Source organism: Streptomyces lusitanus, assembly GCF_042647945.1.
GTDB classification, from domain to species: domain Bacteria; phylum Actinomycetota; class Actinomycetes; order Streptomycetales; family Streptomycetaceae; genus Streptomyces; species Streptomyces pseudogriseolus.
In genome coordinates this window covers 272,577-297,528 of sequence record NZ_JBHRWL010000033.1, presented here as the reverse complement: position 1 = coordinate 297,528, position 24,952 = coordinate 272,577, and the positions used below count along the sequence as shown (strand labels likewise).

Annotated in this window: 20 protein-coding genes; 11 read left to right on the top strand and 9 right to left on the bottom strand. The window is 68.6% G+C overall.

Going from position 1 to position 24,952, the window contains the following annotated elements; all coding sequences use genetic code 11:
• Positions 1 to 279: 279 nt before the first annotated feature.
• Complete coding sequence (locus tag ACFOSY_RS33255) at positions 280 to 1,617, top strand: MATE family efflux transporter (RefSeq protein ID WP_394314207.1); 1,338 nt, start codon at positions 280 to 282, stop codon at positions 1,615 to 1,617.
• A 118-nt stretch (positions 1,618 to 1,735) separates the two neighbouring features.
• Here ACFOSY_RS33255 and rplI read toward each other — a convergent pair whose 3' ends face one another.
• From rplI to rpsF, 4 genes are all read right to left on the bottom strand, one after another.
• On the bottom strand, positions 1,736 to 2,182 hold the full coding sequence (gene rplI / locus ACFOSY_RS33250; protein ID WP_394314204.1) for a 50S ribosomal protein L9: 447 nt from the start codon (positions 2,180 to 2,182) through the stop codon (positions 1,736 to 1,738).
• Positions 2,183 to 2,200: 18 nt separating this feature from the next.
• Positions 2,201 to 2,437 carry a 30S ribosomal protein S18 gene (gene rpsR / locus ACFOSY_RS33245; RefSeq protein ID WP_003949403.1) on the bottom strand — a complete coding sequence of 79 codons (237 nt, stop codon included), beginning with the start codon at positions 2,435 to 2,437 and terminating at the stop codon, positions 2,201 to 2,203.
• 43 nt (positions 2,438 to 2,480) lie between these two features.
• Positions 2,481 to 3,065 (bottom strand): single-stranded DNA-binding protein, encoded by a 585-nt coding sequence (locus ACFOSY_RS33240; RefSeq protein ID WP_019525359.1) that lies wholly within the window; start codon positions 3,063 to 3,065, stop codon positions 2,481 to 2,483.
• Between the two features lie 74 nt (positions 3,066 to 3,139).
• Positions 3,140 to 3,430 (bottom strand): 30S ribosomal protein S6, encoded by a 291-nt coding sequence (gene rpsF, locus ACFOSY_RS33235; RefSeq protein WP_004985983.1) that lies wholly within the window; start codon positions 3,428 to 3,430, stop codon positions 3,140 to 3,142.
• A gap of 313 nt (positions 3,431 to 3,743) precedes the next feature.
• On the opposite strand from rpsF, the gene ACFOSY_RS33230 reads away from it, so the two are divergent.
• The 3 genes from ACFOSY_RS33230 to ACFOSY_RS33220 all read left to right on the top strand — a co-directional run bounded on the left by ACFOSY_RS33230 (position 3,744) and on the right by ACFOSY_RS33220 (position 6,479).
• Positions 3,744 to 4,058 carry a hypothetical protein gene (locus ACFOSY_RS33230; RefSeq protein ID WP_394314199.1) on the top strand — a complete coding sequence of 105 codons (315 nt, stop codon included), beginning with the start codon at positions 3,744 to 3,746 and terminating at the stop codon, positions 4,056 to 4,058.
• A gap of 167 nt (positions 4,059 to 4,225) precedes the next feature.
• On the top strand, positions 4,226 to 5,347 hold the full coding sequence (gene femX, locus ACFOSY_RS33225) for a peptidoglycan bridge formation glycyltransferase FemX (protein WP_006134052.1): 1,122 nt from the start codon (positions 4,226 to 4,228) through the stop codon (positions 5,345 to 5,347).
• Positions 5,348 to 5,447: 100 nt separating this feature from the next.
• Complete coding sequence (locus tag ACFOSY_RS33220; protein WP_006134053.1) at positions 5,448 to 6,479, top strand: alanine racemase; 1,032 nt, start codon at positions 5,448 to 5,450, stop codon at positions 6,477 to 6,479.
• 97 nt (positions 6,480 to 6,576) lie between these two features.
• Here the strand turns inward: ACFOSY_RS33220 and ACFOSY_RS33215 are convergent, their stop codons facing one another.
• Positions 6,577 to 8,079, bottom strand: a complete 1,503-nt coding sequence (locus ACFOSY_RS33215) for a glycosyltransferase family 87 protein (RefSeq protein WP_394314195.1) — start codon at positions 8,077 to 8,079, stop codon at positions 6,577 to 6,579.
• Positions 8,080 to 8,178: 99 nt separating this feature from the next.
• Positions 8,179 to 10,794, bottom strand: a complete 2,616-nt coding sequence (locus tag ACFOSY_RS33210; RefSeq protein WP_394314193.1) for a transglycosylase domain-containing protein — start codon at positions 10,792 to 10,794, stop codon at positions 8,179 to 8,181.
• A 396-nt stretch (positions 10,795 to 11,190) separates the two neighbouring features.
• On the opposite strand from ACFOSY_RS33210, the gene ACFOSY_RS33205 reads away from it, so the two are divergent.
• The 4 genes from ACFOSY_RS33205 to ACFOSY_RS33190 all read left to right on the top strand — a co-directional run bounded on the left by ACFOSY_RS33205 (position 11,191) and on the right by ACFOSY_RS33190 (position 14,950).
• Positions 11,191 to 11,874: a PadR family transcriptional regulator gene (locus ACFOSY_RS33205; protein ID WP_006134056.1), complete on the top strand. Its 684-nt coding sequence runs from the start codon at positions 11,191 to 11,193 to the stop codon at positions 11,872 to 11,874.
• A 43-nt stretch (positions 11,875 to 11,917) separates the two neighbouring features.
• Positions 11,918 to 13,000: an inositol-3-phosphate synthase gene (locus tag ACFOSY_RS33200; protein WP_225653067.1), complete on the top strand. Its 1,083-nt coding sequence runs from the start codon at positions 11,918 to 11,920 to the stop codon at positions 12,998 to 13,000.
• A 77-nt stretch (positions 13,001 to 13,077) separates the two neighbouring features.
• Entirely contained in the window at positions 13,078 to 14,340 is a 1,263-nt protein-coding gene (locus tag ACFOSY_RS33195) for an MFS transporter (RefSeq protein WP_394314188.1), read from the top strand.
• Positions 14,341 to 14,464: 124 nt separating this feature from the next.
• Positions 14,465 to 14,950 (top strand): LppU/SCO3897 family protein, encoded by a 486-nt coding sequence (locus ACFOSY_RS33190; protein WP_394314185.1) that lies wholly within the window; start codon positions 14,465 to 14,467, stop codon positions 14,948 to 14,950.
• A 92-nt stretch (positions 14,951 to 15,042) separates the two neighbouring features.
• Here the strand turns inward: ACFOSY_RS33190 and ACFOSY_RS33185 are convergent, their stop codons facing one another.
• Positions 15,043 to 16,509: a CCA tRNA nucleotidyltransferase gene (locus tag ACFOSY_RS33185; protein WP_394314183.1), complete on the bottom strand. Its 1,467-nt coding sequence runs from the start codon at positions 16,507 to 16,509 to the stop codon at positions 15,043 to 15,045.
• Positions 16,510 to 16,710: 201 nt separating this feature from the next.
• Between ACFOSY_RS33185 and ACFOSY_RS33180 the strand changes: the two genes are divergently transcribed.
• The 3 genes from ACFOSY_RS33180 to ACFOSY_RS33170 all read left to right on the top strand — a co-directional run bounded on the left by ACFOSY_RS33180 (position 16,711) and on the right by ACFOSY_RS33170 (position 23,334).
• A complete protein-coding gene (locus ACFOSY_RS33180) occupies positions 16,711 to 19,119 on the top strand; it encodes a DUF6049 family protein (protein ID WP_394314180.1) in 2,409 nt (802 codons plus the stop codon).
• Between the two features lie 44 nt (positions 19,120 to 19,163).
• Positions 19,164 to 21,479, top strand: coding sequence for a murein biosynthesis integral membrane protein MurJ (murJ, locus tag ACFOSY_RS33175; RefSeq protein ID WP_394314178.1), 2,316 nt, complete (start codon positions 19,164 to 19,166; stop codon positions 21,477 to 21,479).
• A gap of 142 nt (positions 21,480 to 21,621) precedes the next feature.
• Positions 21,622 to 23,334 carry a protein kinase family protein gene (locus tag ACFOSY_RS33170; protein WP_394314176.1) on the top strand — a complete coding sequence of 571 codons (1,713 nt, stop codon included), beginning with the start codon at positions 21,622 to 21,624 and terminating at the stop codon, positions 23,332 to 23,334.
• Between the two features lie 17 nt (positions 23,335 to 23,351).
• Here ACFOSY_RS33170 and ACFOSY_RS33165 read toward each other — a convergent pair whose 3' ends face one another.
• Positions 23,352 to 23,888 carry a hypothetical protein gene (locus tag ACFOSY_RS33165; RefSeq protein WP_394314172.1) on the bottom strand — a complete coding sequence of 179 codons (537 nt, stop codon included), beginning with the start codon at positions 23,886 to 23,888 and terminating at the stop codon, positions 23,352 to 23,354.
• A 415-nt stretch (positions 23,889 to 24,303) separates the two neighbouring features.
• Positions 24,304 to 24,861, bottom strand: a complete 558-nt coding sequence (locus ACFOSY_RS33160; RefSeq protein ID WP_394314170.1) for a hypothetical protein — start codon at positions 24,859 to 24,861, stop codon at positions 24,304 to 24,306.
• Positions 24,862 to 24,952: the final 91 nt, after the last annotated feature.

The window sequence follows — 24,952 nt, the reverse complement described above, 5'->3', positions numbered from 1 at the left end:
GGTTATCCACAGGCCGTGTGGACGACGAGCCCAGAGCTGTGGAGAACTCCGCGAAACCTGTGCACGAGCCGGTGGACAGCGCTGTGAACAAGCCCGTGAACACCCTGTGAAGATGAGCCTGACCTGCAGATTTGCCGTCCACCGGCTGTGCAGAAGAAAAACTTCCCCACGAGGATCAAGATCCGTTCAACAGGTGTACGCAACCCCACACCCTGAGCCACGAAGTAAGGGGCGTGAAGCGCTGGCATCTCTTACCTGTGGATGATTACATTGGTGCACATGACACAGGCCCCCGCGCGCCCCAAGGCCGCCCGCCGCCAGCACGACCGAGAGATCGTCATGCTGGCCGTCCCGGCCTTCGGCGCCCTCGTCGCCGAGCCTCTGTTCGTGATGGCGGACAGCGCCATCGTCGGCCATCTCGGCACGGCACAGCTCGCCGGACTCGGCGTCGCGTCGGCCCTCCTCGTGACCTCGGTGAGCGTCTTCGTCTTCCTCGCCTACGCCACCACGGCGGCCGTCGCCCGGCGGGTGGGCGCCGGCGACCTCCCCGCCGCCATTCGGCAGGGCATGGACGGCATCTGGCTGGCCCTGCTGCTCGGCGCCGCCGTCATGACCGCCGTCCTCCCCACGGCGCCCGCGCTCGTCGACCTCTTCGGCGCCTCCGAGACCGCCGCCCCCTACGCCACCACCTATCTGCGCATCTCGGCGCTCGGCATCCCGGCCATGCTGATCGTGCTCGCGGCGACCGGGGTGCTCCGCGGACTCCAGGACACCCGGACCCCGCTCTACGTGGCCGTCGCCGGCTTCGTCGCCAACGGCCTCCTCAACATCGGCCTGGTCTACGGCGCCGGACTCGGCATCGCCGGGTCCGCCTGGGGCACCGTGATCGCCCAGTGGGGCATGGCCGCGGTCTATCTCGTCGTGGTGCTGCGAGGGGCACGCCTGCACGGGGCCTCCCTGCGACCCGACGCGGCCGGGATCAGGGCGTCGGCCCAGGCAGGCGCCCCGCTGCTGGTGAGGACGCTTTCCCTGCGGGCGATCTTGATGATCGCGACGGCGGTGGCCGCCCGTCTGGGCGACTCCGACATCGCGGCCCACCAGATCATCCTCTCCCTGTGGAGCCTGCTCGCCTTCGCCCTCGACGCCATCGCGATCGCGGGACAGGCCATCATCGGGCGCTACCTCGGAGCCGGTGACGGGCAGGGCGCGCGGGACGTGTGCCGCCGCATGGTCGAGTGGGGCGTGGCCGTCGGCGTCCTCCTGGGCCTGCTGGTGGTGCTCGCGCGACCGGTGTTCCTGCCGCTGTTCACCAGCGACACGGCCGTGAAGGACGCGGCGTTGCCCGCCCTGATCATCGTGGCGCTGTCCCAGCCGATCTGCGGCATCGTCTTCGTCCTGGACGGCGTTCTGATGGGCGCGGGCGACGGGCCGTATCTCGCCTGGGCCATGCTGGTGACCCTCGCCGTGTTCACCCCGGCCGCCCTGCTGGTGCCCGTCCTGGGAGGCGGACTCACCGCGCTGTGGGCCACGATGACGTTGATGATGGCCGTGCGGATGCTGACCCTGTGGCTGCGGTCCCGTTCCGGCCGCTGGGTCGTCACGGGCGCGGCGCGCTGACCGTTTCACGTGAAACACCGCCCTCGCGCCGGTTCCACGTGAAACAGCGCTCATGCGAAGGGGCCGCACCCTGACGGATGCGGCCCCTTCCTACTCACTGTTTCAGCGAGCGCTGCCCTCAGGCGGAGACGACCTCGATGTTGACCGTAGCGGCAACCTCGGGGTGCAGACGCACCGACGTCTCGTGGGCGCCCAGCGTCTTGATCGGCGAACCGAGCTCGATGCGGCGCTTGTCGACGTCGGGACCGCCGGCGGCCTTGATCGCGGAAGCGATGTCGGCCGGGGTGACGGAACCGAAGAGACGGCCGGCGTCGCCGGAGCGGACGGCCAGACGGACCTTGACGCCCTCGAGCTGGGCCTTCACCTGGTTGGCCTGCTCGATGGTGTGGATCTCGTGGATCTTGCGAGCACGACGGATCTGCTCGACGTCCTTCTCGCCACCCTTGGTCCAGCGGATCGCGAGCTTCCGCGGAACCAGGTAGTTGCGAGCGTAGCCGTCCTTGACGTCGACGACGTCACCCGCGGCACCGAGGCCGGAGACCTCGTGGGTAAGGATGATCTTCATGAGTGGGTCACCCTTCCCTTATCGCGCGGTGGAGGTGTAGGGCAGCAGCGCCATCTCACGGCTGTTCTTCACGGCCGTGGCGACGTCACGCTGGTGCTGCGTGCAGTTGCCGGTCACGCGGCGGGCACGGATCTTGCCGCGGTCGGAAATGAACTTCCGCAGCATGTTCGTGTCCTTGTAGTCCACGTACGTGACCTTGTCCTTGCAGAATGCGCAGACCTTCTTCTTCGGCTTGCGCACAGGCGGCTTCGCCATGGTGATTCTCCTGTGTGATCAAGAAGTGTGGGTACGGCCCGCCCTAGAAGGGGGGCTCGTCCGAGTAGCCGCCGCCGCTGCCGCCGGAGCCGCCGCCCCAGCCGCCGCCACCGCCCTGCTGGCCACCGGCGGGAGCACCGGTCGCCCACGGGTCGTCGGCGGGAGCACCGCCGCCCTGCTGGCCGCCGCCGGGGCCGCCGCCCCAGCCACCGCCACCCTGGCCGCCGCCGCCACCGCCGCCATAGCCGCCCTGGCCACCGCGGCCGGTGGTCTTGGTGACCTTGGCCGTGGCGTTGCGCAGGCTGGCGCCGACTTCCTCGACGTCCAGCTCGTAGACCGTGCGCTTGACGCCCTCACGGTCCTCGTAGGACCGCTGCTTCAGCCGGCCCTGCACGATGACGCGCATGCCTCGCTGGAGCGACTCGGCGACGTTCTCCGCCGCCTGACGCCAGACGGAGCAGGTCAGGAACAGGCTTTCGCCGTCCTTCCACTCGTTCGTCTGACGGTCGAAGGTGCGGGGGGTCGACGCGACACGGAACTTCGCGACGGCCGCACCGGACGGGGTGAAGCGCAGCTCGGGGTCGTCGACAAGATTGCCGACGACCGTGATGACGGTCTCGCCTGCCATGGGGGAACCTCTCGGCGGGTTTGCTGCTGGCTGCTTGTGCTGCTACTCGAATCCCGGGATCAGCTGAGCGGAGCTCAGTGGGTCTCGGGACGGAGGACCTTGGTCCGGAGGACCGACTCGTTCAGGTTCATCTGGCGGTCGAGCTCCTTGACGACCGCAGGCTCGGCCTGCAGGTCGATGACCGAGTAGATGCCCTCGGGCTTCTTCTTGATCTCGTACGAGAGACGACGACGGCCCCAGGTGTCGACCTTCTCGACCTTTCCGCCGCCGTCACGGACGACAGAGAGGAAGTTCTCGATCAGCGGGGAGACAGCGCGCTCCTCGAGATCGGGGTCGAGGATGACCATCACCTCGTAGTGACGCATGTGGAACCCACCTCCTTTGGACTCAGCGGCCACGGTCGTTCCGTGGCAGGAGGGTCGTGATGCGTTGTGCACCGTTGCCTGTCAGTAGAACAGCCGCCACTGACAATCGGGTCGGGCGGCGGTCTCGCGGCCGGACGAAGGGGCCGTGGCCCTCTCCTGTTCCCGCCTGGCTCTGTCCGGACAGACACCGGTGCAGACGCTACAGAGTACCCGCACAGCGGCTTCCGGTTGAAATCCGGGCGGGAGGACCGTCAATCTGGACACATCGGGTGTGTACGGCGCTACGATGCGCCGCCCTTCGCAGGAGGTGCCCATGGCACAGGCAATGCGACCCAACACCGCCGGCGGACTCTTCGCCACCGACGGCAAGCCCCATCCGCTCCAGGACACCCTGCTCGCGGTGACCATGGCGCTGGGGCTCACGGCCTTCATCTCGGCGCAGTTCCACAACCTGCACCTGCTCAGCTCCTGGACCGGACTGATCGGCATCATCACCGGGGCGTACGGCCAGTGGGTCTCCGTCACGACGCGCGAGCGTTTCGGGCTGATCCTGGGCCTCGGCCTGTCGGCGGTCGGCTTCTTCCTGGGCATGGCGCACGGCGGTCTCTTCGGCGGAGTCGTCGACTGACGTCCGCACCACCCGCCAACCACACATCGTCGTACGCCCCGGCCGACGGCCGGCCGGGGCGGGAGTCCCGTGCGCCCAGACGGGCCGCACCCCGGGCGCAGTAGGCTTCGCGCGAGAGCCGGAGCCCCTGAACCCATGGGGACACACCAGCCCGAGGAGCGCCCCGAATGAGCCTGACCCTGAGGACCATCAGTCGCGAGCAGCATCTGGCGTACATCCAGAGCCTGCCGTCGGCGAGCCACATGCAGGTCCCGGCCTGGGCAGACGTCAAGGCGGAGTGGCGCTCGGAGAACCTCGGCTGGTTCGACGACCGCACCGGCGAGATGGTCGGCGCGGGTCTTGTGCTCTACCGCCAGCTGCCCAAGATCAAGCGGTACCTCGCCTACCTGCCCGAGGGCCCGGTCATCAACTGGTTCGCGCCGAATCTCCAGGAGTGGATCGAGCCGATGCTCGCCCACCTGAAGCAGCAGGGCGCGTTCTCCGTGAAGATGGGCCCGCCGGTGATCATCCGCCGCTGGGAGGCCGCGACCATCAAGCGGGGCATCCAGGACCAGGACGTCAAGCGCCTGCGTGACCTGGAGGCCGACTTCATCGAGCCCCGTGCCTTCGAGGTCGCCGACAAGCTGCGCCGCATGGGCTGGCAGCAGGGCGAGGACGGCGGCGCCGGCTTCGGCGACGTCCAGCCGCGCTACGTCTACCAGGTGCCGCTGGCCAACCGCGCCCTGGAAGAGGTCCACAAGAACTTCAACCAGCTGTGGCGCCGCAACATCAAGAAGGCCGAGAAGGCCGGCGTCGAGGTCGTCCAGGGGGGCTACGACGACCTGCCCGAGTGGCAGCGGCTGTACGAGATCACGGCCGTGCGCGACCACTTCCGGCCGCGCCCGCTGTCGTACTTCCAGCGGATGTGGACGGCCCTCAACACCGAGGACCCCAACCGCATGCGGCTGTACTTCGCCCGGCACAACGGTGTGAACCTGTCCGCGGCGACCATGCTGATCGTCGGCGGCCACGTCTGGTACTCCTACGGCGCCTCCGACAACATCGGCCGTGAGGTCCGTCCCTCGAACGCGATGCAGTGGCGGATGCTGCGCGACGCCTACGCGCTCGGCGCCACCGTCTACGACCTGCGCGGCATCTCCGACTCGCTGGACGAGACCGACCACCTCTTCGGTCTGATCCAGTTCAAGGTCGGCACCGGCGGCCAGGCGGCCGAGTACCTCGGCGAGTGGGACTTCCCGCTCAACAAGCTGCTCCACAAGGCGCTCGACATCTACATGTCCCGCCGCTGACCCGCGCTTCGCCGCGGTATCCGTCTTCGTAGCCCGACGGCTTCGTCGCCTCCCCTACCTTTGTTACACCGCAGCCACGAGAAAGGTTCCAGGTCCGGCCATGGCGCTCACGCTCTACGTCGACACCGCGCGCTGGCGGGCGCATCACAAGCACGTGCAGGAGCAGTTCCCGGGGCTCGTCCCCGTCTGCAAGGGCAACGGCTACGGCTTCGGCCACGAGCGGCTCGCCGAGGAGGCCACCCGGCTGGGCACGGACGTCCTGGCCGTCGGCACGACGTACGAGGCCGCGCGGATCAAGGACTGGTTCGGCGGTGACCTGCTGGTGCTGACGCCGTACCGGCGCGGCGAGGAGCCGGTGCCGCTGCCGGACCGGGTCATCCGCTCGGTGTCGTCGGTCGACGGCGTGTACGGCCTGGTCGGCGCCCGCGTCGTCATCGAGGTGATGTCCTCGATGAAGCGGCACGGCATCAGCGAGCAGGACCTGCCCCAGCTGCACGCCGCGATAGAGAACGTCCGGCTGGAGGGCTTCGCCATCCACCTTCCGCTGGACCGCACCGACGGCTCCGACGCCGTCGAGGAGGTCATCGGCTGGATGGACCGCCTGCGGGCGGCCCGTCTGCCGCTGCACACGATGTTCGTCAGCCACCTCAAGGCCGACGAGCTGGCCCGCCTCCAGCAGCAGTTCCCGCAGACCCGGTTCCGCGCCCGGATCGGTACCCGGCTCTGGCTGGGGGACCACGAGGCCACCGAGTACCGCGGCGCGGTCCTGGACGTCACCCGGGTCGCCAAGGGGGACCGGTTCGGCTACCGGCAGCAGAAGGCCGCCTCCGACGGCTTCCTGGTGGTCGTGGCGGGCGGAACGTCCCACGGGGTGGGTCTGGAGGCCCCCAAGGCCCTGCACGGCGTCATGCCGCGCGCCAAGGGCGTCGCCCGGGCCGGCCTCGCGACCGTCAACCGCAACCTCTCGCCGTTCGTGTGGGGTGGCAAGCAGCGCTGGTTCGCCGAGCCGCCGCACATGCAGGTGTCCATCCTGTTCGTGCCGGCCGACGCCCCGGAGCCCAAGGTCGGCGAGGAGCTGGTGGCCCATCTGCGGCACACCACGACGCAGTTCGACCGGCTCGTCGACCGCTGAGCCGGCGCCGGTAACACGCCGAAGGGGCCGTGCACGGACGTTCCGTGCACGGCCCCTTCGCGTGGCCGGGGGACCGGTGTCCCCTCCGAGAGTTCGCTCAGAGCGAACCGCCCTGGGCCTCCGTCCTGCCCCAGTCGACCTGGGACGCCTCGAAGTGGGCCGCGTGCCGTGCGGGGCGCGCCGCGGGGCCGAGCACGAAGACGTCCTCGCTGCCGTCCAGCACGCCGCCTGAGGGGTCGTCACCGCCGGAGCGGCGCACCGGGTCCCGTTCCGGCATCAGGATGTCCCGGACGACCATGACGCACAGGAAGAGCGTCCCCGCCAGGTGCGCGCCGATGGCCCAGTGGTAGCCGTCGGTGGGCAGGCCCTTGTGGGCGTCCCCGCTGGTCGTGTACGCGAGGTACATCCAGATGCCCAGGAAGTACGCCACCTCGCAGGCCTGCCAGATCAGGAAGTCCCGCCACTTGGGCCGGGCGAGCGCCGCGAGTGGCACCAGCCACAGCACGTACTGCGGTGAGTAGACCTTGTTGGTGAGGATGAACGCCGCGACGATCAGGAAGGCCAGCTGGGCGAAGCGTGGGCGGCGCGGCGCGGTGAGCGTCAGGGCCGCCACGCCGGCGCAGCACAGCAGCATCAGCAGCGTCGCGAGCGTGTTGACCGTCTCGGTGGCGATCGGGTCGTCCGAGTTCTGCGCCAGGATCAGCCAGAACGACCCGAAGTCGACGCCGCGTTCCTGGCTGAACGTGTAGAACTTCGACCAGCCGTCGAAGGCGAACAGCATCACCGGACCGTTCACGACGATCCAGGCGACGGCGGCCCCGGCGAGCGCCGTGCCGTACTGCCGCCATCGGCCCGCGCGCCAGCACAGCACGAGCAGGGGTCCGAGGAGCAGTACGGGATAGAGCTTGGCGGCCGTGGCGAGGCCCAGGAGGACGCCGAAGGCGAGGGCGCGGCCCCGCGACCACATCAGCATCGCGGCGGCCGTCAGAGCGACCGCCAGCAAATCCCAGTTGATGGTGGCGGTCAGGGCGAAGGCCGGGGCGAGGGCGAGGAGCAGACCGTCCCAGGGCCGCCGGGCGTGGGTGCGCGTCACGCACACGGCGATCACGGCGGCGCACGCCATGAGCATCCCGGCGTTGACCATCCAGTACCACTGCTCCTGGTCCTGGATGCTGCCGCTGCCCGGGGTGAGCCAGGCGGCGACCTCCATGAACACGCCCGTCAGGACCGGGTACTCGAGGTACTCCATGTCCCCGGGGAGCCGGTCGAAGTACGGCACCAGCCCGTCGGCGAAACCGCGTCCCTGGTAGAGGTGCGGGATGTCCGAGTAGCAGGCGTGCGTGTACTGGGAGCTGGCGCCGAAGAACCAGGCTCCGTTGTAGCAGGGCGCCTTCTGCACCAGCCCGAGGGCGAACACACCGATCGCCACGAGCGCGATCACGCGCACCGGGGTCCACCAGGATCTGCCGAGCAGGGCACGCCGCCCGATCGGTCCCCCGATCAGCTCGCTGCCGGCCGCCGCGACCCGGTCCTCCTCCGTCGGCCGCACCGGGTCCGGCTCGTGGACGCTCGTCGTTTTTCCACTGGGCATGGCGCACATCCTGCCGTACCTGGCCGGTGACACGGCGAGGGCCGCCGTACCCGGTCGGGTACGGCGGCCCATGTTTCACGTGAAACGCCCACATCGGGCAGGGACGGCTCAGTTGCCGGAGCCTCCGAACAAGCCTCCGCCGCCGTTGTCGCCGCCCCGAGTGTCTCCGGGGTCTTCGGTCTCGGTGGGATCGGGCGACGTGGTCACGCCTCCGTCGGTGCCTCCGTTGTCCGCACCGCCGTTCCCGTTCCCGCCGTCCTCTTCCTCCTCGTCCCGGCAACGGAAGTCGAAGGGGCCACAGGTCTCGGTCTCCGTGGGCGGCGGCGGGGTGGTCACCGTCTCGGAGGCCGTCGGCGTGTCGGACGGCGTCGGCTCCTCGGTCTCCGTCTCGGTCGGAGTCGGCGACGGTGCGCCGACGCCGTCGGCGACCTCACCGATCTTCTCGGCCTTGGGGAAGCCGGGGTCCGACTGGCCTTTCAGCGCGGCCTTCATGAACTCGGTCCATACCTGGGTGGGGATGTCACCACCGTGGATCGAGTCCTTGCCCGCCGTGCCGTTCATGGAGAGCAGCTTGTGGCTCTTGGGGTCCTCACGGAACATCGCGACCGCGGTCGACAACTGCTGGGTGTAACCGACGAACCAGGCGGACTTGTTCTCGTCCGTGGTACCCGTCTTGCCGGCCGCCCGGCGCCCCAGCTCCTTGGCGTGCTGGGCCGTACCGTTCTCGATCACGTTCTCGAGCACGTCGGTGACGTTGTTCGCCACGTTCTCCGGCATCGCCTGCTTGACCCGCGGCTTCTCGAAGCCGGGGAGCTCCGAGCCCCGGTACTTGACGCCGGTCACCGAGTACGGGTCGGCCTGCTTGCCCGACGCCGCGAAGGTCGCGTACGCGTCCGCCATGCGGATCGCGCTGGGCGTGGACGTGCCGAGCGCGAACGAAGCGTTCAGGTCGGCGAAGCTGGTCTTGAGGATGCCGGACTTCTGAGCGACATCTGCCACGTTCTTCATCCCCACGTCCATGCCGAGCTGCACGAACGGGGTGTTGACCGACTGCTCCATCGCCTTTCTCAGGCTGATGTAGCCCCACGGGTGGTCGCTCTCGTTCTCCTGGAAGAACGGCGTGTTGTCCTTCTTGAGCAGGTAGGAGCCGTCGTTGTTCAGGATCTTCAGGTGGTCGTTGCCGTTGTACTTGCTCGCCGGCGAGACGCCCACACCGTTGGTCTTGTACGTGCCGTGCTGCATCGCGGCGGCGAGCACGAACGGCTTCCACGTCGAACCGACGGGCACGCCCTGGGTGTCGGCGTTGTTGTTGAAGTGGCCGTTCTCGAAGCCGGCGCCGCCGTACAGGGCGACGATCGCGCCGTCCTCGGGCCTCACCGTGGCCGCGCCGAACTGGACGTGCTGGTCCCTCTCGCGCTTCGGGTCGATGTTCTCCTTCTCGACCTTCTTCACGGCCTTGGCCAGCGCCTCGACCTTCGACTTCTCGAACGTCGTGTAGATCTGGTATCCGCCCTGGTCGAACTGGGCCTCGGAGATGTCCGAGTTCTTCAGGACGTACCGCTTGGCCGTGTCGACCAGGTAGCTGATCTGGCCGGTCATGCCCTTGGTGGCCTTGCGCCCCTGAGGCATCGGGTACCTCTTGACCGCCTGCTGGTACTCGGCGGTCGAGAGGTGCTTGTCGTCGTGCATCTGCTCGAGGATCCAGGCCCAGCGCTCCTCGGAACGCGCGCGGTTGGCCTGGGGTGAGGCGGAGCTGTCGATGCTCTCGTTGCCGGCCGGGTCGTAGTACGTCGGGCCCTTGAGCAGGGCCGCGAGAAAGGCGCACTCGCTCGGCGTGAGGTCGACCGCGTCCTTGCCGTAGTACGTCTGCGCGGCGGCCTGGATGCCGTAGGCGCCGCGGCCGTAGTAAGAGGTGTTCAGGTAGCCCTGGAGGATCTCGTCCTTGGAGAGCTTGGTGCCCACCTTGATCGAGATGAACATCTCCTTGAACTTCCGGGAGAGCGTCTGCTCCTGGCTCAGGTAGGTGTTCTTCACGAACTGCTGGGTGATCGTCGAACCACCCTGGGTGTCACCGCCGCGCGCCATGTTGCCGAGCGCGCGGGCGATGCCCATGGGGTCGATGCCCGAGTCGCTGTAGAAGCTCTTGTTCTCGGCCGAGATCACCGCCCAGCGCATGGCCTCGGGGATCCGGTCGAAGCTGATGTTCTGCCGGTTCTGGCCACTACCGGTGGCCACCATCTGGGTGCCGTCTTTCCAGTAGTAGACGTTGTTCTCCGACAGCGCCGCGGCGTTCTCCTCGCTGGGCACGCTCACCATCGCGTACCCGATCCCGGCCACGGCGACGAGGCTGCCGAAGAAGGCGAGGCACAGGCCGGACACGAGCTTCCAGGACGGCAGCCAGCGGCGCCAGCCGTCCTTGTCGTAGCGCGGATAGTCGATGATTCTCTTCTTCGTCGGAGGGGCCGCGCGTCCTCGTCCGCGGCCGGGTCCGGCGGCGCGGCGGGACCCTCCCCGCTGCGCCGCGCGACGCGCCTCGGCACGGCTGCCGTACGCAGGGGCCTCACCCCCCGCGCCGCGGGTGCCCGACCCATAGGCATCGGACGGAGATCCGGTGGCGCCTCGCGGTGCCGCTCGGCGGCCGGAGGACGAGCCGGACTGGCCGCGTCGGGCCGCGGCACGTCCGCCTCCCTGCGGCTGCGGCGGTTTGCGACGGTGCTCGCTCATCGAACGACTACTCCTCGGGCAGGCGCACCTCTGCGCGCCTGGAAACGGCGGCTGGTTTCCGGTCCCCCCGAAGTACGGATGCGGCGCTTCGCGCATTCATCCGTACTGCACCGGGGACAGGGACGCCCCCAGTCGTCACTCGGTTCCCGGTGGTCTGCATGGCGCACAGACTACGCACCGCCAAAACCCCCCGGGTCCAGAAGTTCACCTCAAAACAGGCAACTTGCTCGCAACGAAACGGTGATGTGATCCCGTTCACTCTCCCCCCTCTTGTCGCTCCCGGAAGGTCGTTCTATCGTCGTGATGTATCGAGTCGATACATCAGCGCGACATAAAGGCGGCTCCGCGCCGCACACGAGCCCATCGCGGCACGACCGGGGCAGAGGGGAGGCGACGATGAGCCGGCGTTCCGGAATCCTCGAGTTCGCCGTACTCGGCCTGCTCCGCGAGGCCCCGATGCACGGGTACGAGCTGCGCAAGCGGCTCAACACGTCACTGGGTGTGTTCCGTGCGTTCAGCTACGGGACGCTCTATCCCTGCCTCAAGACGCTGGTCGCCAACGGCTGGTTGATCGAGGAACCGGGAAACACCACCGAGGACGCCCTCGCCGCTCCGCTGGCCGGGCGCCGCGCCAAGATCGTCTATCGCCTCACGGCGGAGGGCAAGGAGCACTTCGAGCAGCTGCTCGCCCAGACGGGACCGGACGCGTACGAGGACGAGACGTTCGCCGCGCGGTTCGCCTTCTTCGGGCAGACGTCGCGCGACGTCCGCATGCGCGTGCTGGAGGGCCGCCGCAGCCGGCTGGAGGAGCGCCTCGAGAAGATGCGCGCCTCCCTCGCCCGGACCCGGGAGCGCCTCGACGACTACACGCTTGAGCTCCAGCGCCACGGGATGGAGTCCGTGGAGCGCGAAGTGCGCTGGCTGAACGAGCTCATCGAGAGCGAGCGGGCCGGCCGGGACCTCAAGGGGTCCGCCGCCGGGGGGCCCGCTCAGCAGGACACCACATCTGGAGCGACGGGCGACCTGCCCCGGTCCGGGGACGACCCCCGGCCGGATTCGCCCGGCGACACCGCCACGTGAGAGTCCGCAAGGGCCTCACTCGTACACACAGGGAGCAACCGGAATGGGTTCGGTTCGCGTAGCCATCGTCGGCGTGGGCAACTGCGCCGCATCGCTGGTGCAGGGAGTCGAGTACTACAAGGACGCCGACGCGGCGGCCAAGGTGCCGGGCCTGATGCACGTCCAGTTCGGCGACTACCACGTCGGTGACGTCGAGTTCGTCGCCGCCTTCGACGTGGACGCCAAGAAGGTCGGTCTCGACCTCGCGGACGCCATCGGCGCCTCGGAGAACAACACCATCAAGATCTGCGACGTTCCCCGCACCGGCGTGACGGTCCAGCGCGGCCACACGCTCGACGGTCTCGGTAAGTACTACCGCGAGACCATCGAGGAGTCCGCCGAGGAGCCGGTCGACGTCGTCCAGGTCCTCAAGGACAAGCAGGTCGACGTCCTCGTCTGCTACCTGCCCGTCGGCTCCGAGGACGCGGCGAAGTTCTACGCCCAGTGCGCCATCGACGCCAAGGTCGCCTTCGTCAACGCCCTCCCGGTCTTCATCGCCGGCACCAAGGAGTGGGCGGACAAGTTCACCGAGGCGGGCGTCCCGATCGTCGGCGACGACATCAAGTCGCAGGTCGGCGCCACCATCACGCACCGCGTCATGGCGAAGCTGTTCGAGGACCGGGGCGTCGTCCTGGACCGCACGATGCAGCTGAACGTCGGCGGCAACATGGACTTCAAGAACATGCTCGAGCGCGACCGCCTCGAGTCGAAGAAGATCTCGAAGACCCAGGCCGTCACCTCGCAGATCCCCGACCGGGAGCTCGGCGAGAAGAACGTCCACATCGGCCCGTCCGACTACGTCGCCTGGCTGGACGACCGCAAGTGGGCCTACGTCCGCCTCGAGGGCCGCGCCTTCGGTGACGTCCCGCTGAACCTGGAGTACAAGCTCGAGGTCTGGGACTCCCCGAACTCCGCCGGTGTCATCATCGACGCCCTGCGCGCCGCGAAGATCGCCAAGGACCGGGGCATCGGCGGCCCCATTCTGTCGGCCTCCTCGTACTTCATGAAGTCGCCGCCGGTGCAGTACTTCGACGACCAGGCCCGTGAGAACGTCGAGAAGTTCATCAAGGGCGAGGTCGAGCGCTAAGCGCGACCACCGCGGGCAGTCGGGGGTCTCCGGGTCGTATGACCCGGAGACCCCCGTCGTATGTGAGGCTGTGCCCCATGGCCGTCGTCCGTGACCTGCGCGTTCTGCTGCGCTACCAAGGCTTCCGGCGCCTGCTCGCCGTCCGGTTGCTCTCCCAGGGCGCCGACGGTGTCTTCCAGGTCGCGCTCGCGGCCTACGTCGTCTTCTCGCCCGAGCGGCAGACCTCGGCCGCGGCCATCGCCTCGGCCATGGCCGTCCTGCTCCTGCCCTACTCCGCGATCGGCCCCTTCGCCGGCGTCCTGCTGGACCGCTGGCGCCGCCGCCAGGTCTTCCTCTACGGCAACCTGCTGCGCGCCCTGATGGCGGCGGTGACCGCCGTCCTGATCCTCGTCCAGGTGCCCGACTGGCTTCTGTTCGTGGCCGCGCTGTGCGTCACCGGCGTCAACCGCTTCGTCCTCGCCGGGCTGTCCGCCGCGCTGCCCCGCGTGGTGGACACCGAGCGGCTCGTCGTCGCCAACTCCCTCTCCCCGACCGCCGGGACGCTCGCCGCGACCGCGGGCGGCGGCCTCGCCTTCGTGGTCCGGCTGGTGGTGGCGGACTCGGACGCGGCCGTGGTGCTCGTGGGCGCCGTCCTCTACCTGGGCGCGGCGCTGTCGGCCCTGCGCATCGCCAAGGAACTGCTCGGCCCGGACCACGCGTTGGTGCACCCCCGCCTGACCACGGCCCTCTCCGGCACGGCCGCCGATCTGGTGGCGGGCGTACGTCATCTCGCGGCGCCCGCACGCAGGGACGCGGCGTGGGCGCTCACCGGGATGTTCCTGATGCGCTTCTGCTACGGCGGGATGCTCGTCATGCTGCTGATGCTCTGCCGGTACCACCTGACGTCGACCACGGACGAGGGACTCGCTTTGCTGGGGCTGGCGTTGGGGGCTTCCGGTGCCGGCTTCTTCGCCGCGGCCGTGCTGACGCCCTGGGCCGCGGGGCGTATGGGGCCCGTCCGCTGGATCGTGACGTGCGCCGCCGCGGCGGCCGTGCTGGAGCCCGCGTTCGGCTTGCCCTTCGCCTCCGGCCCGCTGCTGGCGGGGGCGTTCGTCCTCGGCCTGATCACCCAGGGCGCGAAGATCTCCACGGACACCATCGTCCAGGCGTCCGTGAACGACGACTTCCGCGGCCGGATCTTCTCGGTCTACGACGTGCTGTTCAACGTGGCGTTCGTCGGAGCCGCTGCCGTGGCCGCGCTGGTGCTCCCTCCTGACGGCCGGTCGGTCACGCTGGTGGTAACAATTGCCGTTATCTACGGAGCGGTTGCGGTGACTATGGCCCGGTTTGCGCGCCAGTAAGTGTCACATCAGCGCCACAGAGCCTTATCTCGCTACGGAGTTGTCACTTCGGGCCGGTAGCTTACGTGCGTCTTATCAACGCGTCTTTTCGCGTCACGCGTCTATGTACTAGGGGGACCCCCAAGTGACCACTCCGCCGCCCCAGGGCAACCCGTTCGCTCAGGGCCAGCAGCAGCCCTACGGCCAGCCCCAGGGCCAGGCCCCGTTCCCGCAGCAGGCCGGTCAGCCTGGCTTCCCGCCGCCGGGAGCCCCGGTGCCCCCGCAGCCGCAGGGCCGCAAGATCAGCTTCAAGACGATCAAGAACATCGTCATCGTTCTGATCGTCGCGGGCGTGGCCATCGGCGGGTTCCTCGCCAGCCGCGACGACGCCAACACCGCCGCCGTGGGCGACTGCATGCACCGCGGCAGCACCAACGACAACGACCCTGACCTCGAGGTCGTCGACTGCGGTGACGCGAAGGCGCAGTACGAGGTGCTGGCCAAGGTCGAGGGCGACTTCTCCGGCCTGACGGCGCAGAGCAAGTGCGAGGCCGAGGCCAAGGACTTCGAGTACGTCTACACGGAGACCAACGGCAGCAAGAGCTTCCTGCTCTGCCTGAAGGACAAGTAAGAACGACTCCGGGGGCGGTGTTTCACGTGAAACACCGCCCCGGATCGTGTGCGGGGTCATGTTTCACGTGAAACATGACCCCGTTTCCGTTGTCAGCCCTGCTGCTCGGCCCACCACTCCTTGAGCGCCTTCACCGCTTCGTCGTGCTCCATCGGGCCGTTCTCCAGCCGGAGCTCCAGCAGGTGCTTGTAGGCCTTCCCGACCTCCGGGCCCGGCTTGATGTCCAGGATCTGCATGATCTGGTTGCCGTCGAGGTCCGGGCGGATGGAGTCGAGCTCCTCCTTCTCCTGGAGCTGGGCGATGCGCTCCTCCAGCCCGTCGTACGCGCGGGAGAGCGCGGCGGCCTTGCGCCGGTTCCGCGTGGTGCAGTCCGAGCGGGTCAGCTTGTGCAGCCGGCTGAGAAGCGGTCCCGCGTCACGGACGTAGCGGCGGACGGCGGAGTCCGTCCACTCTCCCGTGCCGTAGCCGTGGAACCGAAGGTGCAGCTCGACCAGGCGGGAGACGTCCTTCACCAGCTCGTTGGAGTACTTCAGCGCGGTCATGCGCTTCTTGGTCATCTTCGCCCCGACCACCTCGTGGTGGTGGAACGAGACGCGGCCGTCCTTCTCGAAGCGGCGGGTGCGAGGCTTGCCGATGTCGTGCAGCAGGGCGGCGAGGCGGAGCGTCAGGTCGGGGCCGTCCTCCTCCAGGGCCATCGCCTGCTCCAGCACGATCAGGGTGTGCTCGTAGACGTCCTTGTGCCGGTGGTGCTCGTCGCGCTCCAGATGCAGGGCCGGCAGCTCCGGCAGCACGTAGGAGGCGATCCCGGTGTCCACGAGCAGGGTGAGGCCCTTGCGGGGGTGCGGGGAGAGGATCAGCTTGTTCAGCTCGTCCCGGATCCGCTCGGCGGAGACGATCTCGATGCGTCCCGCCATGTCCTTCATCGCCGCGACGACCTCGGGGGCCACCTCGAAGTCGAGCTGGGCGGCGAAGCGCGCGGCCCGCATCATGCGCAGGGGGTCGTCGGAGAAGGACTCCTCGGGCGTCCCCGGCGTGCGCAGTACCCGCTCGGCGAGGTCCTTCAGACCACCGTGGGGATCGATGAACCTCTTCTCGGGGAGGGCGACGGCCATCGCGTTGACGGTGAAGTCACGACGGACGAGGTCGTCCTCGATGGAGTCGCCGTAGGACACCTCCGGCTTGCGCGACGTGCGGTCGTACGCCTCGGACCGGTAGGTGGTCACCTCGATCTGGAAGCTCCGGTCGGTGTCCCCGACCCGCGCCTCCTTCTGGGCGCCGACCGTCCCGAAGGCGATCCCGACGTCCCAGACGGCGTCCGCCCACGGCCGCATGATCTTCAGAACGTCCTGCGGGCGGGCGTCGGTCGTGAAGTCCAGGTCGTTGCCGAGGCGGCCGAGCAACGCGTCCCGTACCGAGCCGCCGACCAGGGCCAGTGAGAACCCCGCCTCCTGGAAACGGCGGGCTAGGTCGTCGGCGACAGGGGCGACCCGCAGCAGTTCACTCACGGCGCGGTCCTGCACCTGGCTCAGGGCACTGGTTGCTTCGTTGGCGTTCGGCACAACAGAAGAGGGTACGTGGCCCGCACGGCCCCGGGCGCCCGGAAAAAGACGCGGGGACGGACACCTGTGGCGATCATGGACAAGGCGTGCGCCGCTCGATCTTGGGCACCGGTCCGCGGCACTTCCCCTCCTCGCACCTCGTTACCATGCCTGGACGCACATTCCGACGACCACTGACGACGACAAGGGACGGGCGAGCGCGTGGCCGAGGCGGCAGACTTCCAGGGGACCAGTCCCTCACCTGCCCGCCGCTGGCTGCGGCGTACCGTTGCCGTGCTCGCCGGGACCCCCCTCCTGGCCGGGCTCCTCCAGCTGCCCGCGGCGTCCCCCGCGCAGGCCGCTGCCCCGGCCGCGCCGCGAACCGCCTCCGACGACGGCTCCGTGGCCGTCTCCGTGGACTCCCTCACACCCGGTGCCCCCGCCGAGGGCGACACCGTCACCGTGTCCGGGACGGTCACCAACAAGGGCAAGAAGGCCGTCACGAAGGCCGCCGTCGGACTGCGGGTGGGACCCCTGCTGGACACCCGCTCGAGCATCGACACGGTCGCCAAGAACTCCGGTGACGTCGACAGCCCCGTCGGGGCGGAGATCGACGACAAGTACTCCGAGAAGTTCTCCAAGCTCGCTCCCGGCGTCTCGCAGCCGTACACGATCTCCGTGCCGGCCGACGAGCTGGACCTCGGCCAGGACGGCGTCTACGACCTGTCCGTCACCCTCACCGGCGAGACCTCCGACCAGCCCTGGGAGCAGACGCTCGGCGTCCGCCACACGTTCCTGCCCTGGCAGCCGGACGAGGCGGACATCAAGACGAAGACGACGTTCATGTGGCCGCTCATCTCCACCGTCCACATGACGGCGGAGACCGGCTCGGACGAGGAGCAGACGCCCGTCTTCCTCGACGACGAGCTCGCCGGGGAGATCTCCCCGGGCGGCCGTCTCGACCGGATGGTCGCCCTCGGCAGGGACCTCGACGTCACCTGGGTGATCGACCCGGACCTGCTCGCCTCGGTGGAGGCGATGACCACCCGCTACGAGATCCCCGGCGAGAACGCGGACGACAAGAACGCCGTGGGCGGCCACCAGGCGGTCGCCAAGCGCTGGCTCACCGAGGTGCAGAAGGCGGTCGCGGACAAGGAGGTCGTCGCGCTGCCGTTCGGCGACCCCGACCTCGCCTCGCTCGCCCACCACGGCACGTCGGTCACCGGCTCGCTGCGCCACCTCAAGGAGGCCACCGACGTCGCCTCCGGCACCGTCGAGTCGATCCTGCACGTCAAGCCCAGCACGGACTTCGCCTGGCCCGTCGAGGGCGCGGTCGACCCCTCCATCGTCAAGGTCTCCACCTCGGCCGGAGCGGACAAGGTGATCGCCCGCGGCGACACCTTCGAAGGCGGCCGCGACCTGACCTACACGCCCACCGCGCCCCGGCCCATCGGCGGCGGCACCACGGCCGTGGTCGCCGACGCACGGCTGTCCACCGTGTTCGACGGCGACATGACGAGGGCGTCCGCCTCCACCCAGGCGGTGCAACGCTTCCTGGCCCAGAGCCTCACCCTCGCCCTGCAGACTGACCGCCCGCGCAGCGTCGTGGTCGCCCCGCAGCGCACCCCGTCCGCCGCCCAGGCCCAGACGATGGCCGAGGCCATCGGCGCCCTCCAGGACAGCACCTGGTCGCAGCCGCAGGACCTCACGGCGGCCGCGAAGTCCAAGCCGGACCCGGCCGCCGGCACCGAGGTGCCCTCGGCTTCCGCGTACCCGAAGTCGCTGCGCAAGCAGGAGCTCCCGCGGTCGGCCTTCGAGCAGATCGCCAGGACGCAGGACAAGCTCGACCGCTTCAAGGTGATCCTGTCCGACCAGTCCCGTGTGGTGACGCCCTTCGGCCGCGCCCTGAACCGGGGCATGGCGGCGTCCTGGCGCGGCCGGCCGGCCGAGGCGGCGATCTATCGCAGCGGCGTCGAGACGTACCTGGACACGCTGAGCGGCCAGGTCCGGCTGATCGAGAAGTCGGAGACCAAGCTCTCCGGCCGCAGCGCCACAATCCCCGTGACGGTCCAGAACAACCTGGTGCAGGGCGTGGAGCACCTGGTGCTCCGGCTCACCTCCACCAACCCGACCCGTCTGGAGATCGACGGCAACGCCTACGAGGAACAGCCCATCGCCGTCTCCGGCGGCCACAGCCAGTCGGTGAAGTTCACCACGAACGCCAACGCCAACGGCCGGGCCACCGTGGTCGCCCAGCTGTACACGCAGGACGGCCGGCCCTACGGTCAGCCCGTCACGTTCGACGTGAAGGTCACCGAGATCACCGCGACGGTGATGCTGGTCATCGGCGGCGGTGTGCTGCTGCTCGTCCTGGCCGGCTTCCGGATGTACACCCAGCGCAAGCGCGCCGCGGCCCGCAAGGCCGAGGAGCGGAAGCAGGACGACGCGGCGAACGAGGCAGATACGGACGCCGACGACACGAAGAACCCCGAAGCCTCCGACATGCGTCCCACCAAGGAGTCCGCGCCGGACACCCGGGAAGGCGCTCCGGAGCAGCCGAGTGACCCGGCCCCGGACACCGCACCGGAAAGCGCCGACCCGTCCGGCACGGGTGAGAGAGTGGACCGTTGAGGATGTCGTGGCCGCTGGGCCAGGGACGATGAGGTGGGGTAACCATGAACGCGCCGTACGACGGTGACCGCGGCAGTGCCGCGGCCAACTCGGGCCATCCCGAGTCGGACCCCGCCGGGGGTCCGCCGCCCGGGCACGACCAGGCGTCACAGCCACCCGCCGACCTGTACGTCCAGGACGCCTACGGCCAGGACCCCTACCGGGCACAGGACATCGCCGCACAGGACCCGGTCGCCGAAGCCCTCTACGACCGGTCGGCGCACCCGCCGCCCCCGCCCGGCCCGCAGCAGCCGCAGCAGCCCCTCTACGGGCAGCCGCCCCAGTCGCCGTACGCGCCCGACCCCCGGGTGTGGGCCCGGACGCCCGCTCCGGAGCCGGACGGCCCCACCCAGCACCTGCCGTACGGGGACGACCCGCGCACCACGCAGTACGTCGGCGTGGACGACCTTGTCGGCCAGGCCGGGGAGCAGCGCCACGAGCCGGACGCCTTCGCGCACCTCTTCCGCGACCAGCAGCAGAGCGGCGCCTACCCCGACCAGCACGGCGGCCAGGCCCGTCCCCAGGGCGGCGCCTACCCCGGTCAGCCGGCGGGCGGCCCGCAGCAGTACGCCTCCGCCCCGGTACCCGGACCAGCGTCCCCCACGCCCGGCCACTACGCGGGCGCCACTCCGCCCCCCGCGGCGGAGCCGGCAGCCCCGGAACCCGAGTCCGCGCCCGCGCCGAAGAAGGGCGGCCGGGCCGGCGGCCTGCTGAAGTCCAGCGCCGTGATGGCGGCGGGCACGATGGTGTCCCGCCTCACGGGCTTCGTCCGGTCCGCGCTGATCGTGTCGGCCCTGGGCCTCGGCCTGCTCGGCGACTCCTTCCAGGTGGCCTACCAGCTGCCGACGATGATCTACATCCTCACCGTCGGCGGCGGCCTCAACTCCGTCTTCGTGCCACAGCTCGTGCGCGCCATGAAGGACGACGAGGACGGCGGCGAGGCCTACGCCAACCGGCTGCTGACGCTGGTGATGGTGGCACTGGCGGTCCTCACCGCGGCCGCCTGGCTGGCCGCCCCGCTGCTGGTGCGCGCGCTGTCGAACCCCGTCGCCTCCGACCCCGCGGCCAACGACGTCGCCGTCACCTTCACGCGGTACTTCCTGCCCTCGATCTTCTTCATGGGCGTCCATGTGGTGATGGGTCAGATCCTCAACGCGCGCGGCCGGTTCGGCGCGATGATGTGGACCCCGGTCCTGAACAACATCGTCATCATCGTCACGCTCTCCACGTTCATCTGGGTCTACGGCACCGCCGCGGACTCGAAGATGCAGGTGTCGAACATCCCGCCGGAGGGTCTGCGGCTCCTCGGCATCGGCGTGCTGCTGGGTCTGGTCGTGCAGGCCCTCGCGATGATCCCGTACCTGCGGGAGACCGGCTTCCGCATGCGGCTGCGCTTCGACTGGAAGGGCCACGGCCTCGGCAAGGCGGCGATGCTCGCCAAGTGGACCATCCTGTTCGTGCTGGCCAACCAGGCGGGCGCGCTGGTCGTCACCCAGCTGTCCACCGCCGCGGGCCTGGACTCGGACGTCGCGGGCACCGGTTTCGCCGCCTACGCCAACGCCCAGCTGATCTGGGGCCTGCCCCAGGCCATCATCACGGTGTCCCTGATGGCGGCCCTCCTGCCCCGCATCTCCCGCTCGGCGGCGGAGAACGACGGTGGCGCCGTCCGCGACGACATCTCCCAGGGCCTGCGCACCACCGCCGTCGCGATCGTGCCCATCGCCTTCGGCTTCCTCGCGCTCGGCATCCCGATGTGCACCCTGATCTTCGGGTCCTCGGGCACCAGCGAGGCCACGAACATGGGCTACATGCTGATGGCGTTCGGCCTCGGCCTGATCCCCTACTCCGTGCAGTACGTCGTCCTGCGTGCCTTCTACGCCTACGAGGACACCCGGACCCCTTTCTACAACACGGTCATCGTGGCCGCGGGCAACGCGATCGCCTCGGCGATCTGCTTCGTCGTGCTGCCGGCCCGCTGGGCCGTGGTCGGCATGGCCGCCTCGTACGGCGTCGCCTACGCCCTCGGTGTCGGCGTCGCCTGGCGCCGGCTGCGCAAGCGGCTGGGCGGCGACCTGGACGGCGCCCGCGTGCTGCGGACCTACGCCCGCCTGTGCATCGCCTCCGTCCCGGCCGCCCTCCTCAGCGGCGCGGCCTGCTACGGCATCAGCAAGGTACTGGGCCAGGAGGTTCTCGGTTCGTTCGCCGCGCTGCTCGGCGGCGGGGCCGTCCTGCTGGGCGTCTTCTACGTCGCCGCGCGCCGGATGCGTATCGAGGAGGTCAACTCTCTGGTCGGTATGGTCCGGGGACGCCTGGGACGCTGAGGCCGGGGGTAGGCGCACAACCATCATCGGCCCCCGCGTGTCGTGCATAGCGGCGGACTGTGGGCACAATTGGGTTCGGCGTCGGACTGCGCGCGACGGACGCCGGGCCGACGCGCAACGGATGGGGAGGCAGGGAACGACGGTGGCGGAACGGAGCACAGCTGCCGTCGACGTGGCAGACAACAGCGGCGAGCAGTCGCTGACCGCGGAGGCGGACCAGTCCACGGCCGACGGGGTGGCCAAGAACCGGGAGCGGGACACGGACAACGACGAGGCACAGGAGAGCACCGGGACCGAGGGTCCCGCGACGACCTCGCCGCCGGAGCTGCACAGCGGCCACAAACTGGCCAGACGCTACCGCCTCGAGGAATGCGTCACCCGTCTGGACGGATTCAGCAGTTGGCGTGCCGTGGACGAGAAGCTGCGCCGTGCCGTCGGCGTGCACGTCCTGCCCGCGGACCACTCGCGTGCCCGTTCCGTGCTGGCCGCGGCCCGCTCCTCGGCGCTGCTGGGCGATCCCCGCTTCGTCCAGGTCCTCGACGCCGTCGAGGAGAACGACCTCGTCTACGTCGTCCACGAATGGCTGCCCGACGCCACCGAGCTGACCGCCCTTCTCGCCTCCGGTCCGCTGGAGGTCTACGACGCCTACCAGATGGTCAGTCAGGTCTCGAGCGCCATGGCGGCGGCCCACCGTGAGGGCCTCGCCCATCTGCGTCTCAACCCCAACGCCGTCCTGCGCACCTCGACCGGCCAGTGGCGCATCCGCGGTCTCGCGGTCAACGCGGCGCTGCGCGGCGCCAGCTCGGACACCCCGCAGCGCACGGACACCGAGTCGATCGGCGCCCTGCTGTACGCGGCGCTGACCCAGCGCTGGCCGTACGAGAACGACGCCTACGGCATGTCAGGTCTGCCGAAGGACATCGGTCTGATCCCGCCCGACCAGGTCCGGGCCGGCGTTCACCGCGGGCTGTCCGAACTGGCCATGCGCGCCCTCGCCAACGACGGCGCCACCGCCTCCCGCCACGAGTCGCCGTGCACCACGCCGGAGGAGCTGGTGAAGGCGATCGGCGAGATGCCCCGCATCCGTCCGCCGGAGCCCGCCTTCACCGCCCCGCCGGACTACCAGCGCACCACCTACCAGCAGGGGTCCTACGGACGCCCCGCCGCACCTCCTCACGCCACCCAGCCCACTCCGGTGCCGCCCCCGCCGCTCCAGAGCCGCACGGGCAAGGCCCTGAAGTGGGCCGTCTCGGCACTGCTGATCGCCGCCCTGGGCCTGGGCAGTTGGCAGCTCGCGGACGCCCTCATGGACCAGGGCGGCAAGGGCGACGACACCACCAACACCCAGACGACGGACGGCGACGACAGCGACAAGCCGGCTAAGCCTCTCAGGCCGGTCCAGGTCACGAACGTACGGGAGTTCGCCCCGGCGGGGCCCGGTATACAGGAAGACGACGTTGAGCTGGCGGTGGACGGTGCGCCGGACACAGCTTGGATCACGCCTCAATACAAGGGCTACTCCAATTTCGGGAACTTGCCGCAGCGTAAAGACGGCAGTGGTTTGATTCTCGACCTCGGCAGTGTCAAGGACGTGTCACAGGTGGACGTGTCCTTCTATCGGAGCGGACAGACCGTCGAGGTACTCGCTGCTGATCCCGACTCCGATGAACCCTCGGTTCTGGAGGAATTCCCGCAGAGGTTGACCGCTTTGTCCCCCGCTGGCTCGAACCTCGCCGCCAAGCCCGAGCAGCCCGTCCGCACTCGGTACGTTCTCGTACACATCACGGAGCTACCACAGGATGGATCGCCCGAGCTTTTCCGCGGCGGCATTTCGGAGATCAAGGTCAAGGGATGAGGTAGGCGCTCGCAGTCTCAGCTTCGCGCTTCACTCAGAAGGCTGCGAGCCTTTTCGACCATATCGCTATGAAATTTCTTGAGACCTTCGAGTTCCTCGGTGTTCTCTCGTATCATCCTCTGTTGCAGTTTCGATTCCGCCCCGTGCCAACGGTCAACCAGGTCAACTTCGCCCTTGCATGCGGCGTCAGCTTGAGCAACTCGCTTTTCCTGCGGCGAAGGCGACGCTGAAGCGAACCACTCGTCTCCAGCAACCGCCATCGGTGATGGGTAGTCCAATCCGCGCCGGGACATACAAGATGACCACTCAGAGAAGACCTCAGTGATCTCTGCCAGCTTCTGAGACTCCTGGAACGAGGTCACGTCGATTGTTCGGGCGATATCGACACCCCGTGGAGGAGCGGCATCCGAACCAAGCGCCAGATTCGCTTCTCGCATGCAACCACCCCGCCCGTCCTGCCCGAAAAGTAGTTTCTTTTCTTCTGCATTGGGCTCGGGGGGAGCACTGGCTGCGACCGTGTCGCGCGGATCATGGTAGCCATAAGTAGCTGCCACATGCGCATCTACAACACCATAACGTCGGCTGTATCCACTCTCGTCGACTTTCGGCGGCGAGGGCAACCTGAAGCCAACGAGGGAACGGGCCAGACATCTATTGACCACCATAACCCTGGCCCGATCCAACAAATACCCCTCCTCCTCACCTATGCCATAGGCCCCGATCGGGAGAGGCGGGATTTCCACTCCGTCTTCGAGCGAAATTGCGGGAGGGTTCGCTCCGTCACCCTTACGCTGTTCAGATGCGTCTTCTCCAGTTGAACACGATGTACAGGCAAGCAATACAAGCGAGATACCGACACGGACACTCAAGGACTTCACCACAACCTCCGACCTCTTGGATTCCTCGTCGCCCTACGCAAAATGGCGCCCTGCAAGCACAGGGCGCCATCACTACAGATTTGCGCAATGATCAACTACCGAAACGGTAGCAATCGCTCGGCGTGTAATTAAGGAACCTTGCGGATGCATTGTTGTTGTACGTGTTGACCAACTGGTACGCGTACTCAATCTCCTGGTAAGCCCTGATCGCGTCGCAAGCGCCGCCGTACCCACTGTTGTAATACACGACCCAGCTTGTACCAACGCCCGGGAAGGTGGCATATGCGGAGGCGGCATTGTTCTTCACAGGCTGCCCCTGGCCTGCTCCCGACGTCACGAAATTGTACCCGGCCAGGTTCGGTATGCCATTGGTTCCACTACCGTTGTAACTGATAACAAATCTGGAGCCCTTATAGCCCGTGTTGTAAAAAAGGGTGAGACACCGCTCGGGGCAATTTCCGCCAACATCGATAGCCGCGCTCGCCGGCGATGCAGTGCCGAGATTGACGCTGGTCAAGGCAGCCACTGCGGCCATACCGGCAAAAGCCTTGCGCCAGTTGAACTTCACAATTCTCCATTCCAAGCATCTTGCTTCTTCACACCTGCCACAAACTTCTTTCACTTTATGCGTATGAGCAAAGATGATCAAGACAGAGGGCGTACTGCTCTGCTGTTGTGAGGGGGATCACCAAGGCTGCGGGGGCCAGTCGCTTATCGCGGAACATGGCGGTAGGACCGTA